Here is a 16,689-nt window from a genome sequence, read left to right as displayed (position 1 = left end):
TCGTGATTCACTTGACCCGATCTTCCGCCTCCTTGCGCACGGCACGTGACAACACCAGCCGCTGGATTTCGGACGATCCCTCGTAGATCTCGAGGATGCGCTGGTCGCGGTACAGCCGTTCCGCGACCGTCGGCTTGCAGTAGCCCATGCCGCCCCAGATCTGGACCGCATTGTCCGCCGCCCGGTGGGCCACCTCGGAAGTGAAGAGCTTGGCCATGGCGCCGAGGTTCGAGACGTCGGCGCCGGCGTCGTAGGCGCGCGCGGCCTCGTACAGCATCATGCGGGCGGCCGAGATCTCGGTCGCCATGTCGGCCAGCTTGAAGCCGATGCCCTGGTTCTCGCCGATCGGCTGGCCGAAGGTACGGCGCTCGACGGCGCGCTGCGAGGCCTCGCGGAAGGCCGCGAGCGCCAGCCCCATCGACTGCGCCGACACCATGATGCGGCCCACATTGAGCGTCTGCAGCGCCAGCCGCAGCGCGCGGTTGAGCTCGCCGATGCGCGCGCTGTCGGGCACCACCACGTCGACGCGCAGGTTCGAGGTCTGGGTGCCGCGGATGCCCATCTTGTCGGACAGCTCGTCGACCACCGCGCCGGGCTTCTCCTTGTCGACCATGAAGGCCGAGATGCCGCGCCCGCCCGCGGCCGGGTCGGTCTTGGCGAACACCACGTAGTAGCGCGAGGCGCCGCCGTTGCCGATCCAGTACTTCTCGCCGCGCAGGCGCCAGCCATCGCCCTCGCGCACCGCCGTGGCCTCGATGGCCGCGGCATCCGAGCCCGCCACGCGCTCCGACAGCGCGAAGCTGGTGGCACGGCCCTGCGTCATCTCGCGCAGGTAGAAGTCCTTCTGCGCGTCGGTGCCGGCCAGCAGGATCGGGAAGGCGCCGAGCTGGTAGGCGCACATGATCGCGGCGGTCGACGCGCAATGCATGCCCAGCGTCTCGACCGCGGCCACGGTCGCGGTCAGGCTCTGGCCCTCGCCCCCCCACTGCGTGGGCAGGAACAGGCCGGTGAAGCGGTGCTCCACCAGCGCCTCGATGGTCTCCCAGGGATAGCGCTGGTCGCGGTCGAGCTCGGGCGCCAGCGGCGCGAAGCGTTCGCGTCCGAGGCGGTCGGCCAGTTGTTGCCAGCGGGTGGCGGCGTCGTCGAGCGATGGGGTCCAGATCACGGTCACTTGGGAGTCTCCAGGGTGGTCAAAGAAGGTGTGGCCGGGGCGGTGCGCGCGCGGAACAGACGGCCCAGCGGACGCGCCAGGCCCATCAGCCCCTGCGGGAAGAAAGCCAGGATCAGCACCAGCACGCTGCCCAGCACGATCTTGTCGACGTAGCCGCCGAGCGAGAAGAACTTCTCCTGCACCAGCACCAGCGCCGTCGCCAGCAGCGGGCCCAGCAGCTGCCGGCGCCCGACCAGCACCACGGCCGTCAGCATCAGGATCAGGAAGTAGTTCTCCAGGATGTCGGCGCTGACGTAGGCGCGCTGGTAGGCGTAGAGCCAGCCGGCCAGTGCGCTGATCGGCGCCGAGAACAGGAACACCTGCAGCCGCACGCGCGCCGGGTCGATGCCGCCGATGGTCGCGAGCCGCGGGTTCAGGTGGGTCATGATGGCCGCCGCGCCGAGCTGCGAATGGCGGAAGCGGTCGACCAGGTAGATCACCACCACCAGCAGCGCGAAGGCATAGGGCCAGAGCTCCTTGTCGTTGCGCGCGGTCAGCGTCAGCGGCCCGATCGAGAGATCGAGCATCGGCAGCCCGCGCACGCCGTCGGAGCCGCCGAGGAAGGCCCAGTTGGCCGCCAGCGTCATCGCCACCACCGCCATCGCGTAGGTGACGAGCGAGAACACGAACTCGCGCAGCCGCAGCGTCACCAGCCCGATGGCCGCGGCGAACACCAGCGCCAGCGCGATCGAGGCGCCGAGCGTGGCCCAGGAGCCCGCACCGGCGCGCGTGGACAGCAGCGCCGTGGTGTAGGCCCCGACCGCGAAGAACACGGTGTGGCCGAGGCTGACCTCGCCGAGGTCGGAGACGATCACGTCGAGGCCGTAGGACAGCACGGCCAGGATCGCGATCAGCACGGCCGCGCTGTAGACCGAGGCGCCGCCGCCGAGCCAGCCCGGCGCGAACAGCACGAGCACGGCGACGATGGGCAGCGCGGCGCGCTGCGGACGCAGGCGGGCCATCAGTGCACTCCCCCGCGCGCGCCGGCGCCCAGGCCGCCGGGCCGCAGCACCAGCACCGCGATCAGCACCAGGAAGGCCGCGGCCGTGGTGTAGGCCGGCGAGACCAGCGCGCCGAACAGCGCCGTGAAGATGCCCAGCGCCACGCCCGCCACGTAGCTGCCCGCCACGCTGCCGATGCCGCCGAGCACCACCACCACGAAGGTCATGATGACCTCCTCGAAGCCCATCGAGGTGAGGATCGGCGTGCGCGGCGCGACCATGCCGGCCGCGAACGCGACCGCCGCGCCCTCGAACGCGAACACGCCGTAGTAGACGCGCCGCACGTTGACGCCGGCGAGCTGCGCCAGCTTCGGGTCTTCCGCCACCATGCGCACCAGCCGCCCGGTGCGGGTGCCGTCGAGCGTCCACTTCAGGCCGATGAAGACCGCGATCGCGGCCAGCACGATGGCCGCGTCCTGCCAGGTCAGCCAGAGATCGCCGATGTCGATCTCGCGCTGCGACAGCGCGGTCTCGAGGATCTGGCCGGTGGAACCGAAGATCAGCGCCGCCGCGCCCTGCAGCACGTAGCCGAAGCCCAGCGTCATGATCATGATCGAGACCAGGTTCTGCTCGAAGGTGGCGCGCAGCATCACGCGCTGCATCGCCACGCCGAAGGCCGCGCCCACCGCCATGGCGATCGGCAGCGCCAGCGCGTAGGGCACGCCGGCGCGCGTCACGGCCCACCAGCTCACGAAGGCGCCGAGCATGTACATCTGGCCGTGGCCGAAGTTCACCAGGCGTGCCACGCCCAGCAGCACGGTCCAGCCGATCGCGACCAGCGCGTAGGCATGGCCGAGCACGATGCCGTTGATGAGTTGTTGCAACAGGTTCATGCCGCGTGGGCTCCGAGGTAGGCTTGCGCGATGCGCGGGTCGTTGCCGAACTCGGCCGCCGGTCCCTCGAGGACCACGCGGCCGCGCTCCAGCAGCACGAGGCGGTCGACCACCTCCATGGCGGCGCGCACGTTCTGTTCGACCAGCAGGATGGAAAGGCCCGAGCGGGCCAGCGTTCGCATGGTCTGCAGCACCTGCGAGACCAGCATCGGCGCCAGGCCGATCGAGGGTTCGTCGAGCAGCAGCAGGCGCGGGCCCATCATCAGCGCGCGCCCGATGCCCAGCATCTGGCGCTCGCCGCCCGAGAGCTGCGCGCCCAGGTGGCCGCGGCGCTCGTGCAGGCGCGGGAACAGGCCGTAGATCTCGTCGCGCGTGTAGACCTTGCGCCCGGGCGCGGCCAGCGGCGCGAAGGCGGTCGAGAGGTTCTCCTCCACGCTCATGCGCGAGAACACCAGCCGCCCCTCGGGCACCAGCAGCAGGCCGGCGCGCACGCGGTCGTGCGTGGGCCAGGCATCGATGCGCTCGCCGTTCAGCACCACCTCGCCGGCCACGCGCGGATCGCCGCGCGACCAGCCCGCGAGCGCATTCACCAGCGTCGACTTGCCGGCCCCGTTGGCGCCGATCACGCCGAGGATCTCGCCGCGTCCGACGCGCAGCGCGTCGAGCGCCACCGCGCGGTTGCCCGCGTAGGAGACCGCGAGGCCGCGCACCTCGAGCACCGTGTCCTGATCCGTGCGGCTCATTGCGCCTTCCCCAGGTAGGCCTCGCGCACGCGCGGATCCCGCTGGATCTCCGCCGGCGTGCCGTAGGCGAGTTGGCGGCCCAGGTCGAGCACGCAGATGCGGTCGGCCACGGCCATGATCAGTTCCATGTGGTGCTCGATCACCACCAGCGCCACGCCCTCGCGCTTGAGCCCGGACAGCAGCGCGACCAGCGCCGCCATGTCCTCGCCGCCCAGGCCCGCGGCCGGCTCGTCGAGCAGCAGCACGCTGGCGCCCGCGCCGTAGGCCAGCGCGATCGACAGCATGCGCTGCACGCCATAGGGAATCTCCTTCGGGCTCATCGCGTGATAGAGCGCCGGGATGCCGAAGCGCACCAGCTGGCGCGCCGCGAAGTCCTCGGCCTCGCCACGCCGGCGCGCGGCGCCGACCGGGTTGAGCACGCTCGACCACAGCCCCGCGTGCGCCCGCGCGCCGAGCACGGCGACGAAGTTGCCGAGCACGCTGAGGTCGTCGAAGAAGGCGTTCTGCTGGAACGCGCGCTTCAGGCCCAGGCCCGCGAGGCCGTAGGGCGGCACCGCCGTCACGTCGCGCCCGTGCAGGCTCACGCGGCCGCCGCGCCGCACCATCGCGGTCACGGCGTCGTAGCACGAGCTCTTGCCGGCGCCGTTCGGGCCGATGATGCCCAGCAGCTCGCCGGGCGCCACCTCCCAGCCCACGCCGTCGAGCGCGACCAGCGCGCCGTAGCGCACGCCCAGGCCTTCCACGCGCAGCGCGGGCGGCACGGTGGCAGTGGCGCTGGCGTTGGTCGGGTTCATCGCGTCGCTGTGCATGCCCGGCTCACTGCTGCACCACGATCTTGCGGCCGTCCACCTTGAACAGGTAGTGGTGCGACAGCAGCTGGCCGTTGGGCTCGAAGGTCAGGTCGCCCATCACCGTGCCCTTGAAGCTGCCGCCGCGGATGCGCCTGGCGATCGCCTCGCGGTCCAGCGTCTTGAGCTCGTTGGCGGCCATCGCCCACACCTGCAGCGAGGTGGCGCCCAGCGCCATGAACTTGTCGGGCGTGTACTTGAAGAGCTCCTGCGTCTTCGCCACGAAGCGCTGGTTGGCGGGGTTCGAGACGAAGGGCTCCACCGCCGGGAAGTAGATGTCGGCGCTGACCAGCCCGTGCGCGGCATCGCCGGCCACGTCGATCACGCTGGGCGCGACCGTGCCCACCGCGGCCACCAGCGCGCCCGGCAGCCGCGACTGCCTGGCCTGGCGGATGATCGCGGGCATGCCCAGGCCCTCGTTGGCGTTGATCGCCACCGTGATGTCGGGATTGGCGGCGCGCACGTTGGTCAGCGCCACGCGGAAGTCGGCCTGAGCGAACGGGAATTTCTCTTCCGCCACCTTCTCGTAGGCGTAGCCGAGCTTCTTCAGTTCGCCCTCGATCGATTCCTGCGCGCCGTTGCCGTAGGCGTCGTTCTCGGTCAGGAAGGCGACTCGCCTGGCCTTCACCACCTTCGCGATGTAGTTCGCGATCACCGCGCCGTCCTGCGAGTTCGAGCTGTTGAGCCGCACCGCCAACGGATTGCCTTCGCCCGAGAGGATCGGGTCGGCCTTCGAGACCGCCGTGATGTCGAGCACGCCGGCGCGCGCGATCACCGGCTGCATCGCGAGCGTGACCGGGCTGTTCCAGCCCTCGATGATCACCGCGACGCCCGAGCTCACGAGCTCGGTGGCGCGCGAGACGCCCACGGCCGGCGTCGACTCGTCGTCGCGCGAGACGATCTCGATGCGCCGGCCCAGCACGCCGCCGCTCTCGTTGATGACCGCCGCCATCGCCTGGATCGCCTGCGTCACGTGCTGCCCCTGCGGGCCCGCGCCGCCCGACAGCGGGAAGATGGTGCCGACCTTGACGGTCGGCGGCGTCTGCGCCTGGGCCGGCGCGAGGCCGAACAGCGCGAGGCCCAGGCCCGCCGCCGTCATCAGGTTGCGAATCAGCTTCATGGTGTGTCTCCAGCTCGTTATGGAAGGGAAAGGCTCTGCGTCGTCTATCGGCCGGCCGGCTTCTGCACGACGATCGCGCCGTTGCTGACCGTGAAGGCATGGGTGGGCAGCTGCAGCTGCCCGTTGGGCGCGAAGCTCACGTCGCCGAACACCGTGCCCTTGAAGCTGCCGCCGCGGATGCGGCGCGCCAGCGGCTCGCGCTCCAAGGTCTTGAGTTCGTTCGCCGCCATGGCCCAGAACTGCAGCGCGGCCGCGCCCACCGCCATGAACTTGTCGGGCGTGCGCTTGAACATCGCCTGCGAGCGCGCGACGAAGCGCTTGTTGACCGGATCGGAGGCGAAGGGCTCGACGTCGGGAAAGTAGATGTCCACGCCGGCCACGCCGTTGGCGGCCTCGCCCGCCACCGAGATCACGCTCGGCGCCACCGTGCCCAGCGCCGCGAGCAGCTGGCCCGGCACGCGGCCCTGCTTGAACTGGCGCAGGATCGCGGGCATGCCCAGGCCCTCGTTGGCATTGATCGCGACGGTCACGTCGGGGTTGGCGGCGCGGATGCTGGTCAGGGCGATGCGGAAGTCCGACTGCGTGAACGGAAACTTCTCCTCGGCCACCTTCTGGTAGTCGTGGTTCAGCGCCTTGAGCCCGGCCTCGATCGCCTGCTGCGTGCCGATGCCGTAGGCGTCGTTCTCGGTCAGGAAGGCGATGCGCCGGCCCTTGAAGCCGGTGGCGATGGCCTGCGCGACCGCGGCGCCGCCCTGCGAGTTGGAGGCATTGAGGCGGATCGCGAGCGGGTTGCCCTCGCCGGAGAGCACCGCATCGGCGCTCGCGAAGGTCGTGATGTCGAGCACGCCGGCGCGCGCGATCACCGGCTGCATCGCCAGCGCCACCGGGCTGTTCCAGCCTTCGATGATCACGGCCACGCCCTGCCCGATCAGCTCGTTGGCGCGCGACACGCCGACCGCCGGCGTCGATTCGTCGTCGCGCACCAGCACTTCGATCGGCCGCCCGAGCACGCCGCCGGCCTCGTTGATGAGCGCGGCCATGGCCTGGATCGCCTCGGTCACGTGCTGGCCCTGCGGCCCCGCGCCGCCCGACAGCGGAAGGATCACGCCGACCTTGATCGGCACGGGCGACTGCGCCATCGCGCCCGCCCCCGAAGCCAGTGCCGCCGCGGCGATCGCGGCCATCGAAAACATGCGTCGTCTCGGATCCATCTCGTCTCCTTGCGCGGTGCGCGACCTCGGGCCAGGCGGCACGCGTCGTGCCGCGGAGCGAACATACCACTGAGTATTTAATCGGGTCAACGCCATCGCGATGAAAGAATCCTAGGCGAATACCCTATGGGACAGGTGGCATGCCACGCTAAGTCATCACGGTCTCGTTGCAACGATACTCATCGGTATGTATCATGAACCGACGCATCTTCCCAACTGCACAAGGCAAGCACTCATGAACACAGAAGGAATCAGCGCGCTCGTCACCGGCGGCGCATCGGGCCTGGGCCTGGCCACGGTCCATCGGCTGCACGCGGCGGGCGCCAGCGTGGTGATCGCCGACCTGCCCTCCTCGCAGGGCGAGGCCATCGCGAAGAGCCTCGGCGAGCGGGTCCGCTTCGCGCCCGCCGACGTCACCAGCGAGGTCGACATGAACGCGGCCTGCGACGTCGCCGAGTCCTTCGGCCCGCTGCGCGTGCTGGTGCACTGCGCGGGCCGCGGCGGCCCGGTGCGGCTGGTCGACAAGGACGGCAGCCCGGGGTCGCTCGAGACCTACGAGAACATCGTGCGCATCAACCTGGTCGGCACCTTCAACACGCTGCGGCTGGCGGCCACGCGCATGGCGCGCAACGAGCACACGGCCGAGGGCGAGCGCGGCGTCTGCGTGCTGACCGCCTCGGTGGCGGCCTACGAGGGCCAGATCGGGCAGATCGGCTATGCCTCGTCGAAGGCCGGCGTGGTGGGCCTGACCATCGTGGCGGCGCGCGACCTCGCGAGCAAGGCGATCCGCGTGTGCACCATCGCGCCCGGCATCTTCGACACGCCGATGCTCGCGCGCGTGTCGGAAGCGGCGCGCCTCTCGCTCGGCGCCTCGGTGCCGCATCCCTCGCGGCTGGGCACGCCCGACGAATACGCGCAGCTCGCGCTGCACATCGTGAGCAACCCGATGCTCAACGGCGAAACCATCCGGCTCGACGGCGCGCTGCGCATGGCGCCGCGCTGAATCGCCCGCCCTCCCGTTCAACCTTCTCCCCCAGAGGAAGCACCCATGACCGAAGAAGTCCTCGTCGACAGCAGCGACGGCATCCTGACCATCACCATCAACCGCCCGCAGGCGCGCAACGCGGCCACGCTCGCGGTGGCGCGCGGCATCGCGGCCGCGCTCGACGAACTCGACCGGCGCGACGACCTGCGCATCGGCATCCTCACCGGCGCCGGCGGCACCTTCTGCGCCGGCATGGACCTCAAGGGCTTCCTGCGCGGCGAGCGCCCGAGCATCGAGGGCCGCGGCTTCGGCGGCCTGACCGCGAAGCCGCCGGTGAAGCCGCTGATCGCCGCGGTCGAGGGCTATGCGCTGGCCGGCGGCTTCGAGCTGGTGCTGGCCTGCGACATGGTGGTGGCGGCCGAGAACGCCCAGTTCGGCGTGCCCGAGGTCAAGCGCGGCCTGGCCGCGACGGCCGGCGGCCTGGTGCGGCTGCCGCGCCAGCTGCCCTACCGCATCGCGCTCGAACTCGCGCTCACGGGCGACATGTTCCCGGCCGCGCGCGCCTACCACTACGGCCTGGTCAACCGGCTCGCCGCGCCCGGCGAGGCACTGGCCGAGGCGCGCCGGCTGGCGCAGACCATCGCGGCCAACGGCCCGCTGTCGGTGGCCGCGAGCAAGCGCGTGGTGGTCGAGTCGCAGGACTGGCCCGCCGCCGAGCTGTGGGAACGCCAGGCCGCGCTGACCGAGCACGTGTTCAGCTCGGCCGATGCGCGCGAGGGCTCGGCCGCCTTCGCCGAGAAGCGCAAGCCCGTGTGGCAGGGCAAGTGACGCCATGGCCACCGATACCCGATTCGACGGCCCCGGCCCCGATGCGCAGTACCAGCAGGCGCTGCAGGAAGGCCGGCTGATGCTGCAGCATTGCGAGGACTGCGCCGCGGTGCGCTTTCCGCCGGCGCTGGTGTGCCGCGCCTGCGGCAGCCCGCGGCTGCAATGGCGCGTCTCGCCGGGACTGGGCAGCGTGTATTCGCTGACCACCGTGCGCGACCGCGCGGGCGACTACAACGTGGCGCTGGTCGACCTCGAGGGCGGCGCGCGCATGATGAGCCGCGTGGAGGACGTCGCGCCCGACGCGGTGCGCATCGGCCAGCACGTGCGGGCACGCATCGTGGCCGGCGAGGAGCCCTTCGTGGTGTTCGCGCCGGCCGAGGGAGGCACGCCATGAGCCGCGCGACGCATTCCCTGCGCGGCCGCGGCGCCATCGTCGGCATCGGCAACACGCGGCGCTGGAACGCGCCCGGCCGCACGCCCTTCGACCAGTTGCAGGAAGCGGCCGTGCTCGCGCTCGAGGACTGCGGCCTGCGCATGTCGCAGGTCGACGGCCTGTTCTGCGCCATGTCGACCTCGGGCCTGCCGGTGCTCAACGTCGCGGAGCGCCTGGGCATCAAGCCCCGGCATGCCGACGGCACCATGGTCGGCGGCGCCTCCTTCCTGTTCCACCTGCAGTCGGCGCTGATGGCGCTCGAGCTCGGCCTGTGCGAGGTCGCGCTGATCTGCTACGGCTCCAACCAGCTCACGGCCGGCGGCAAGCTGGCCTCGATGCCCGATCCGCAGCCCTTCGAATCGCCGTTCCGCCCGCGCTATCCGCTGTCGAGCTATGCGCTGGCCGCGGCGCGCCACATGCACCAGTACGGCACCACGCGCGAGCAGCTGGCCGACGTGGCGGTGGCCGCGCGCGACTGGGCGCGGCTCAATCCCGATGCCTTCGCGCGCGATCCGCTGAGCCGCGCCGAGGTGCTGGCCTCGCGCATGATCAGCGACCCGCTGACCAAGGCCGACAGCTGCCTCGTGACCGACGGCGGCGCGGCGCTGGTGTTGACGCGTGCCGAGCGCGCGCGCGACATGCCGCGGCCCGCGGCCTACGTGCTGGGCACCGGCGTGGCCGTGAGCCACCGCCAGATCTCGGCCATGCCCGACCTCACGACCACCTGCGCGGTCGAATCGGGCCAGCGCGCCTACGCGATGGCCGGCGTCGGCCCGAAGGACATCGACCACCTGATGGTCTACGACGCCTTCACCATCAACACGCTGCTGTTCCTCGAGGACCTGGGCTTCTGCGCCAAGGGCGAGGCTGGCGCGATGGTGTCCTCGGGCGCCATCTCGCCGGGCGGGCGGCTGCCGGTCAACACCAACGGCGGCGGCCTGTCGTGCAACCACCCGGGCATGTACGGCCTGTTCACCGTGATCGAGTCGGTCGAGCAACTGCGCGGCAGCGCCGGCGCGCGGCAGGTCGAGGGCGTCGAGATTTCGCTCGCGCACGCCAACGGCGGCGTGCTGTCGAGCCAGGCCACCGCCATCCTCGGCACGGCCGCCACCTTGTGAGGACCGCATGACCATCGACCCCGAACGGCTGCTGGCCGCCCAGATCCCGCGCATCGAGCAGCACTACGACTGGCAGCAATGCATCGTCTACGCGCTGGGCATCGGCGTGGGCCTCGACCCGATGGACGAGGCCGACCTGGCCTTCGTCGACGAAACGCGGCTCAAGGTGCAGCCCACCATGGCTAACGTGATGGGCTACCCGGGCTTCTGGATGCGCGACCTGCCGCTGGGACTGGACTGGGTGCGCACGGTGCACGGCGAGCATTCGACGCGCATCCACCGGCCGCTGCCGGCCAAGGCCTCGGTGCGCGGCACCAGCCGCATCGTCGACCTGATCGACAAGGGCGAGGGCCGCGGCGCGCTGATCTTCGTCGAGCGCGAGATCGCCGACATGCACAGCGGCGAGCTGCTGGCCACCGTGCGCCAGACGGTGTTCTGCCGCGGCGACGGCGGCTTCGGCGGCGAGCGCCGCGCGCAACCAGCGCCGCACGCCATTCCGGCGCGCGCGCCCGATGCCGCGATCGAGCTGCCGACCTCGCCGCAGTCGGCGCTGATCTACCGGCTGTGCGGCGATTACAACCCGCTGCATGCGGTGCCGGCGATCGCGCGCGAGGCCGGCTTCGCGCGCCCGATCCTGCACGGCCTCGCGACCTTCGGCGTGGCGGGCCACGGCATCGTCAAGCGCTGGTGCGACGGCGACCCCACCGCGCTGCGCGAGATGGGCGGGCGCTTCTCCTCGCCCGTGTTCCCCGGCGAGACGGTGCGGCTCGAACTCTGGCGCGAGGGACCGACCCGCGCCGCCTTCCGCGCCAGCGTGCCCGCGCGCGGCGTCGTGGTCATCGACAACGGCCATCTCGAAACCGCCTGAGGACACACCCGATGAGTGGACTGCTTTCGAAAATCCGCGTGCTCGACCTGAGCCGCGTGCTCTCGGGCCCCTGGGCCACGCAGATGCTGGCCGACTTCGGCGCCGACGTGATCAAGGTCGAGCGCCCCGGCATCGGCGACGACGTGCGCCAGCAGGGCGCGCGCCTCAAGGACCGCGCGGGCGGCGAGACGCAGGAGCGCTCGACCTTCCTCGCGCTCAACCGCGGCAAGCGCTCGATCGCCATCGACATGGCCAAGCCCTCGGGCCAGCGGCTGATCCGCCGGCTCGCAGCCTGCGCCGACGTGGTGGTCGAGAACTTCAAGGCCGGCGACCTCGCGCGCTACGGGCTCGACCACGCCTCGCTGGCGCGCGTCAATCCCAAGCTGGTGTATTGCTCGATCAGCGGCTTCGGCCAGTCGGGCCCCTACAGCGCGATGCCGGGCTACGACCTGATCTTCCAGTCGATGAGCGGCGTGATGAGCCTGACCGGCATTCCCGACGGCGAGCCCGGCGCGGGACCGCAGCGCGCGGGCTACCCCGTGTCGGACACCACCGCGGGCTTCTACGCCACCATCGGCATCCTGGCCGCGCTGCACCACCGCGACACCGTCAGCGGCGTGGGCCAGTACATCGACCTCGCGCTGCTCGACGCGCAGGTGGCCGCCACCTCCTCGATGGCGATGAGCTACCTGGTGGCCGGCCAGTTGCCGCAGCGCGTGGGCATCCGCTCGCAGCTGACCTGCCCCTACCAGGACTTCGCCTGCGCCGACGGGCCGATGATGATCGCCGTGGGCAACGACTCGCAGTTCGCCTCGCTCGCGCGCGTGCTCGGCCATCCCGAATGGCCGGCCGACCCGCGCTTCGCGACCACGCCCGAACGCGTGGCGAACCGCGAGGCGCTGGTGCCGGCGATCGCCGACATCCTGCGCCAGCAGCCGCTCGCCCACTGGCTGCCGCTGCTGCGCGAGGCCAACGTGCCCAGCGGCCCGATCAACGACTTCCGCCAGGTGTTCGACGATCCGCAGATCCGGCATCGCGCGATGGTGCGCGAGATCGACCATCCGCTGTCGGGCTCGCTGTCGGTGGTGGCCAACCCGCTCAACTTCTCGGCCACGCCGGTCGAATACAAGCGGCCGCCGCCGCTGCTGGGCCAGCACACGCACGAGGTGCTGCGCGAGCTGCTCGCGGTCGGCGACGCCGAACTCGCCGAGCTGGGCGCCGAGGGCGCGATCGCGCAGGGGGAACGGCCATGAGGGCGGTGCTCTGCAGGCAGTTCGGGCCGCCCTCCTCGCTGGTGGTGGAGGACGTGCCCTCGCCCGTGGCCGGCCCGGGCCGGCTGGTGGTGTCGGTCAAGGCCTGCGGCGTCAACTTTCCCGACACGCTGATCATCCAGGGCCAGTACCAGTTCAAGCCCGAGCTGCCGTTCTCGCCCGGCGGCGAGGTCGCCGGCATCGTCAAGGCGGTGGGCGAAGGCGTCACGCGGTTCAAGCCCGGCGACCGCGTGATCGCCGCCACCACCTGGGGCGGCTATGCCGAGGAAGTGGTGGCAGAGGCCGCGCGCACGCTGCCGATGCCCGATGGCATGGACTTCGCGACCGCCGCGGCCTTCACGCTGACCTACGGCACCTCGCACCATGCGCTGAAGGACCGTGCCGTGCTGCAGCCCGGTGAGACGCTGCTGGTGCTCGGCGCCGCGGGCGGCGTGGGCCTGGCGGCGGTGGAGCTCGGCAAGGCCATGGGCGCGCGCGTGATCGCGGCGGCCTCGAGCCCGGCCAAGCTCGCCGTGTGCCGCGACCATGGCGCCGACGAACTGATCGACTACGCCGCCGAGGACCTGCGCGAACGCATCAAGGCGCTGACCGGCGGCCGCGGCGTGGACGTGGTCTACGACCCGGTCGGCGGCGACTACAGCGAACCCGCGCTGCGCGGCATGGCCTGGCGCGGCCGCTTCCTGGTGGTGGGCTTCGCGGCCGGCCGCATCCCGAGCCTGCCGCTGAACCTGCCGCTGCTCAAGGGCTGCGCTGTGCTCGGCGTGTTCTGGGGCGCCTTCACGCGCAACGAGCCCGAAGTCAATGCCGCCAACCTGAGCGAGCTGATGCAATGGGTCGGCGACGGGCGGCTGCGGCCCCATGTCTCGGCGCGCTATCCGCTCGAGCGCGCGGCCGATGCGCTCGACGACCTGGTGCAGCGCCGCGTGCACGGCAAGGTCGTGCTGACCACGGAGGACTGAGGCCATGGACAAGGTGCTGGTGGTGGGCGCGCTCGGCGTGGTGGGGCGCGCCGCGATGGAACGTTTCGCGGCCCGGCCCGGCCTGCGTGCCGTGGGCCTGGCGCGCAGGCGGCCCGACTTCGCGCCCGACGCGACCTGGGTCTCGGCCGACCTGCGCGATGCCCGGGCCACGCGCGAGGCGCTGGCGCCGCACCGCGATGCCACGCACCTGGTCTATGCCGCGCTCAACGAGCAGCCCGACCTGCTGCAGGGCTGGCGTGCGAGCGAGAACATCGAACTCAACAACCGCATGCTGCGCCACACGCTCGATGCGCTCGAGGGCGCGCCCCTGCGACACGTGACGCTGCTGCAGGGCACCAAGGCCTATGGCGTGCACACGGGCCGGCCGATGCGCGTGCCCGCGCGCGAACAGGACGCGGTGCGCGACCACGCCAACTTCTACTTCGACCAGCAGGACCTGGTGGCCGAGCGCGCGGCGCGCGCGGGCTTCGGCTGGACCGTGTTCCGGCCACAGATCGTGCTGGGCGTGGCGACCGGCAGCGCGATGAACCCGGTGGCCGCGATCGGTGCCTACGCGGCGCTCGCGCGCGAGCGCGGCCAGCCGCTGGCCTGCCCCGCCCATCCGCACCTGCTGACCGAGTGCACCGACGCGCGCCTGATCGCCAAGGCCATCGAATGGGCCTGGCACGAGCCGCGCGCGCATGGCGAGGCCTTCAACATCGCCAACGGCGACGTGGTGGTCTGGGCCAGCCTGTTCGAGCGGCTGGCCGCCTTCTTCGACATGCCGCTCGGCGAAGCCACGGGCACGCGCCTGCGCGAGGAGATGCCCGCGCAGGCCGCGCTGTGGCAGCGGATCGCGCAGCGCGAGGGCCTGCGCGAGAGCGATCTCGATGCGTTGATCGGACTCTCGTGGCAGTACGCCGAGGCGACCTGGGCCGCGCGGCGCCCGCTCGCGCTGCCGCCGCTGGTGTCCACCGTCAAGCTGCGGCAGGCCGGCTTCGGCGACTGCATCGACACCGAGCAATGCATCGTCGAGCACCTGCAGGCGATGCGCGACTTGCGCTACCTGCCCGGCTAGGCAGGCAGCCGGAAACTCACTCCGCCTTGATGTTGAGGCGCGTGATGAGCTCGCCCCACTTCTGGCTCTGCTGCTGCGTCACCTCGATCAGCTCGGCCGGCGTGCTCGCCTTGGCCTCGTTGCCGATCTTGTGCATCGCATCGGCGAAGCGCTTCGAGGTCGTGACCTTGCGCAGCGCCGCATTGAGCTTGTCGATCACGGGCTTGGGCGTGCCCGCCGGCGCGAACACCGCATACCAGGTCTCGCCCACGATCGAGGGGTAGCCGAGCTCCTTGAAGGTCGGCACCTCGGGCATCAGCGGCTGGCGGTCGGCGCTGAGCACCGCGATCGCGCGGTACTTGCCCGCGTTCACGTTCGGCAGCGCGCTCGTGAGCGCCTCCACGTTCGAATCGACGATGCCGCCGATCATGTCCATGGTGGCCGGCGCCGCGCCCTTGTAGTGCACCTGCGTCATCTTCACGTCGAGGCCGGTGGCGATCAGCTCGCCCAGCAGGTGGACCATGCTGCCCTGGCCGTTGGTGGCGTTGTTGATCTTGCCGGGGTTGGCCTTGGCATAGGCCACGTACTCGGCCACCGTCTTCGCCGGGAAGTCCTTCTTCACCACGAAGGCGAAGGGCACGGTGGCGACCGCCGCCACCGGCGCGAAGTCCTCGAGCTTGTAGGGCAGCTTGTCGATCAGGTGCGGCGTGGTGGTGAAGGTGCTGCCGGCCGACAGCAGCAGCGTGTGGCCGTCCTTGGGCGCGCGCGCCACGAACGAGGCGCCGATCGCGGTCGCCGCGCCGGCCTTGTTGTCGATGATGAAGGTGCCGCCCATCGCCTCGCCGAGCTGCACCGCGAGCTGGCGCCCCACCACGTCGCTGGTGCCGCCGGGCGGGAACGGCACGACCAGCGTGACGGGCTTGGTCGGCCAGTTGGCCGCGGCATCGGCCTGCGCCGCCGCGGCCAGCGGCAGCAGCGGCAAGGCCAGCGCGGCGGCCAGCGCCAGGGTCTTCGATCGGATTCGCATGTCTCTTGTCTCCTTGGTTCTTCGTCGTTCTTCGTCGATTCGCGCGTGCAGATGCGCGCGCTTCAGACCGTCGCCACCGGCGTGACCGGCGAGCCCACCGCGCCCGGCAGCCGCAGCGGCGGCGCGGTCAGCAGGAAGCTCGAACGCTCGTGCGCGCGCAGCCATTGCGCGAGCTCGGCGAAATACCAGAGCTCGCCCAGGTGCAGGCCGAGCTTGAAGAGGCAGTGCGCATGCAGCGGCAGCCCCGGGTACGAGCCGTTCGCGCCCGGCCGGGCCGGATAGGCCTCGACCGCGAAGTTGTCGGCGCAGATCGCGACGATGCCCGAGTCGGTGATCCACTGCAGCAGCTTCTCGTCGCGGCCGTCGAGCACCGCGCACGAGTGCGCCAGCACCTCGCCGTCGGGCTGCTTGTTCATCTCGAGGATCAGGTCGGCGAAGCCGGTGTAGAGGCACAGGAAGTCGCCCTGCTCCACGCTCGCGCCCTGCGCCTCGAGCGCGGCCATCAGGCCGTCGTAGCCCACCACCGCGCGCTCGCGGCCGTGGATGCGCTCGAGATCGACCAGCACGCCGCGGCCCTGCACGCCGGCCGTGGCCATGCGCTCGATGCCGATCGAGCGCGCGCCCCAGCCGCGTTCCGCGTCGTCGGGGCCGACGATCTCGATGCCGGCGCGAAAGCCGTTGTAGTAGACCTTCTCGGGCCGGCCGTCGCCGTCGGCATCGAACATCTGGCCCACGTGGCCGAGGCCGTCCCACTGCGTCGAGTACTGCAGGAACATCAGCACCGCGTCGTCCGAGATCACGTCGCAGAAGCAGTCGTTGACGTTGGACAGCCGGTAGTTGAAGTTGAAGCTGTCGCCGCGCTTCTCGTAGACGAACTTCGGCGCCTTGCGGTGCTGGAACAGCGTGTTGCCGCCCGGATGATCGAGCGGCAGGCTCAGGCAGAACGCCGTGCCGTGCTCGACCTCGCGGAAGGCGCGCAGGCGCGTGGCCGGTGTCAGCAGGTTCATGCGACCGATCTGGTCGTCGGGGCCGAAATCGCCCCAGTTCGATCCTTCGGGGCGGTGTTGCCAGCGTGGCTTGTCCATGGGCGGAGCTTTCTTGAAGAGAGAGGCCAAAAGAAGGGCTGCGCGCGTGGCGTCGTGTCACGCTGCCGTCAGCAGACGAAACATACTATTAG

17 protein-coding genes are annotated in these 16,689 nt (G+C 71.2%); 8 read left to right on the top strand and 9 right to left on the bottom strand.

Features of this window, described 5'->3' with window-relative positions; genetic code table 11:
• Nucleotides 1-7: 7 nt before the first annotated feature.
• From INQ48_40640 to INQ48_40610, 7 genes are read right to left on the bottom strand one after another with little or no spacing between them, the layout of a single operon-like run.
• Nucleotides 8-1,171, bottom strand: a complete 1,164-nt coding sequence (locus tag INQ48_40640; protein ID QRF61673.1) for an acyl-CoA dehydrogenase family protein — start codon at nt 1,169-1,171, stop codon at nt 8-10.
• Nucleotides 1,168-2,172: a branched-chain amino acid ABC transporter permease gene (locus INQ48_40635; GenBank protein ID QRF61672.1), complete on the bottom strand. Its 1,005-nt coding sequence runs from the start codon at nt 2,170-2,172 to the stop codon at nt 1,168-1,170. Before INQ48_40635 ends, INQ48_40640 begins: the two co-directional genes overlap by 4 nt.
• Entirely contained in the window at nt 2,172-3,044 is an 873-nt protein-coding gene (locus tag INQ48_40630) for a branched-chain amino acid ABC transporter permease (GenBank protein QRF61671.1), read from the bottom strand. Before INQ48_40630 ends, INQ48_40635 begins: the two co-directional genes overlap by 1 nt.
• Nucleotides 3,041-3,787 carry an ABC transporter ATP-binding protein gene (locus tag INQ48_40625; GenBank protein QRF61670.1) on the bottom strand — a complete coding sequence of 249 codons (747 nt, stop codon included), beginning with the start codon at nt 3,785-3,787 and terminating at the stop codon, nt 3,041-3,043. Before INQ48_40625 ends, INQ48_40630 begins: the two co-directional genes overlap by 4 nt.
• Entirely contained in the window at nt 3,784-4,581 is a 798-nt protein-coding gene (locus INQ48_40620) for an ATP-binding cassette domain-containing protein (protein ID QRF63187.1), read from the bottom strand. Before INQ48_40620 ends, INQ48_40625 begins: the two co-directional genes overlap by 4 nt.
• A gap of 22 nt (nt 4,582-4,603) precedes the next feature.
• Nucleotides 4,604-5,755 carry an ABC transporter substrate-binding protein gene (locus INQ48_40615; GenBank protein ID QRF61669.1) on the bottom strand — a complete coding sequence of 384 codons (1,152 nt, stop codon included), beginning with the start codon at nt 5,753-5,755 and terminating at the stop codon, nt 4,604-4,606.
• Nucleotides 5,756-5,799: 44 nt separating this feature from the next.
• Entirely contained in the window at nt 5,800-6,948 is a 1,149-nt protein-coding gene (locus INQ48_40610) for an ABC transporter substrate-binding protein (protein QRF63186.1), read from the bottom strand.
• A gap of 253 nt (nt 6,949-7,201) precedes the next feature.
• Between INQ48_40610 and INQ48_40605 the strand changes: the two genes are divergently transcribed.
• The 8 genes from INQ48_40605 to INQ48_40570 are packed head-to-tail and all read left to right on the top strand — an operon-like array spanning nt 7,202 to nt 14,506.
• Nucleotides 7,202-7,969, top strand: a complete 768-nt coding sequence (locus tag INQ48_40605) for an SDR family NAD(P)-dependent oxidoreductase (protein ID QRF61668.1) — start codon at nt 7,202-7,204, stop codon at nt 7,967-7,969.
• A gap of 45 nt (nt 7,970-8,014) precedes the next feature.
• A complete protein-coding gene (locus INQ48_40600; GenBank protein QRF61667.1) occupies nt 8,015-8,779 on the top strand; it encodes a crotonase/enoyl-CoA hydratase family protein in 765 nt (254 codons plus the stop codon).
• Between the two features lie 4 nt (nt 8,780-8,783).
• A complete protein-coding gene (locus INQ48_40595; protein QRF61666.1) occupies nt 8,784-9,173 on the top strand; it encodes an OB-fold domain-containing protein in 390 nt (129 codons plus the stop codon).
• On the top strand, nt 9,170-10,330 hold the full coding sequence (locus INQ48_40590) for a thiolase (GenBank protein QRF61665.1): 1,161 nt from the start codon (nt 9,170-9,172) through the stop codon (nt 10,328-10,330). Before INQ48_40595 ends, INQ48_40590 begins: the two co-directional genes overlap by 4 nt.
• Nucleotides 10,331-10,337: 7 nt before the next feature.
• Nucleotides 10,338-11,198, top strand: coding sequence for a MaoC family dehydratase N-terminal domain-containing protein (locus INQ48_40585; GenBank protein QRF61664.1), 861 nt, complete (start codon nt 10,338-10,340; stop codon nt 11,196-11,198).
• Between the two features lie 11 nt (nt 11,199-11,209).
• Nucleotides 11,210-12,451 carry a CoA transferase gene (locus INQ48_40580; protein QRF61663.1) on the top strand — a complete coding sequence of 414 codons (1,242 nt, stop codon included), beginning with the start codon at nt 11,210-11,212 and terminating at the stop codon, nt 12,449-12,451.
• A complete protein-coding gene (locus tag INQ48_40575; GenBank protein QRF61662.1) occupies nt 12,448-13,428 on the top strand; it encodes an NADPH:quinone oxidoreductase family protein in 981 nt (326 codons plus the stop codon). Before INQ48_40580 ends, INQ48_40575 begins: the two co-directional genes overlap by 4 nt.
• 4 nt (nt 13,429-13,432) lie before the next feature.
• A complete protein-coding gene (locus tag INQ48_40570; protein ID QRF61661.1) occupies nt 13,433-14,506 on the top strand; it encodes an NAD(P)H-binding protein in 1,074 nt (357 codons plus the stop codon).
• A gap of 16 nt (nt 14,507-14,522) precedes the next feature.
• Here the strand turns inward: INQ48_40570 and INQ48_40565 are convergent, their stop codons facing one another.
• Nucleotides 14,523-15,512, bottom strand: a complete 990-nt coding sequence (locus tag INQ48_40565) for a tripartite tricarboxylate transporter substrate binding protein (GenBank protein ID QRF61660.1) — start codon at nt 15,510-15,512, stop codon at nt 14,523-14,525.
• A gap of 62 nt (nt 15,513-15,574) precedes the next feature.
• Nucleotides 15,575-16,597, bottom strand: coding sequence for a cyclase family protein (locus tag INQ48_40560; GenBank protein ID QRF61659.1), 1,023 nt, complete (start codon nt 16,595-16,597; stop codon nt 15,575-15,577).
• Between the last annotated feature and the right edge of the window lie 92 nt (nt 16,598-16,689).

The sequence above is a fragment of the Variovorax paradoxus genome, assembly GCA_016806145.1.
Lineage (GTDB): Bacteria > Pseudomonadota > Gammaproteobacteria > Burkholderiales > Burkholderiaceae_C > Variovorax.
Note: the sequence above shows the minus strand (reverse complement) of the source record. Positions and strands in the feature narration are given on the sequence as shown.

Bases quoted from the DNA above. Each gene is read 5' to 3' on its own strand.
- INQ48_40635 (QRF61672.1), bottom strand. From the start codon at position 2,172: ATGGCCCGCCTGCGTCCGCAGCGCGCCGCGCTGCCCATCGTCGCCGTG.
- INQ48_40630 (QRF61671.1), bottom strand. From the start codon at position 3,044: ATGAACCTGTTGCAACAACTCATCAACGGCATCGTGCTCGGCCATGCC.
- INQ48_40625 (QRF61670.1), bottom strand. From the start codon at position 3,787: ATGAGCCGCACGGATCAGGACACGGTGCTCGAGGTGCGCGGCCTCGCG.
- INQ48_40620 (QRF63187.1), bottom strand. From the start codon at position 4,581: ATGAACCCGACCAACGCCAGCGCCACTGCCACCGTGCCGCCCGCGCTG.
- INQ48_40615 (QRF61669.1), bottom strand. From the start codon at position 5,755: ATGAAGCTGATTCGCAACCTGATGACGGCGGCGGGCCTGGGCCTCGCG.
- INQ48_40610 (QRF63186.1), bottom strand. From the start codon at position 6,948: ATGTTTTCGATGGCCGCGATCGCCGCGGCGGCACTGGCTTCGGGGGCG.
- INQ48_40605 (QRF61668.1), top strand. From the start codon at position 7,202: ATGAACACAGAAGGAATCAGCGCGCTCGTCACCGGCGGCGCATCGGGC.
- INQ48_40600 (QRF61667.1), top strand. From the start codon at position 8,015: ATGACCGAAGAAGTCCTCGTCGACAGCAGCGACGGCATCCTGACCATC.
- INQ48_40595 (QRF61666.1), top strand. From the start codon at position 8,784: ATGGCCACCGATACCCGATTCGACGGCCCCGGCCCCGATGCGCAGTAC.
- INQ48_40590 (QRF61665.1), top strand. From the start codon at position 9,170: ATGAGCCGCGCGACGCATTCCCTGCGCGGCCGCGGCGCCATCGTCGGC.
- INQ48_40585 (QRF61664.1), top strand. From the start codon at position 10,338: ATGACCATCGACCCCGAACGGCTGCTGGCCGCCCAGATCCCGCGCATC.
- INQ48_40580 (QRF61663.1), top strand. From the start codon at position 11,210: ATGAGTGGACTGCTTTCGAAAATCCGCGTGCTCGACCTGAGCCGCGTG.
- INQ48_40575 (QRF61662.1), top strand. From the start codon at position 12,448: ATGAGGGCGGTGCTCTGCAGGCAGTTCGGGCCGCCCTCCTCGCTGGTG.
- INQ48_40570 (QRF61661.1), top strand. From the start codon at position 13,433: ATGGACAAGGTGCTGGTGGTGGGCGCGCTCGGCGTGGTGGGGCGCGCC.
- INQ48_40565 (QRF61660.1), bottom strand. From the start codon at position 15,512: ATGCGAATCCGATCGAAGACCCTGGCGCTGGCCGCCGCGCTGGCCTTG.
- INQ48_40560 (QRF61659.1), bottom strand. From the start codon at position 16,597: ATGGACAAGCCACGCTGGCAACACCGCCCCGAAGGATCGAACTGGGGC.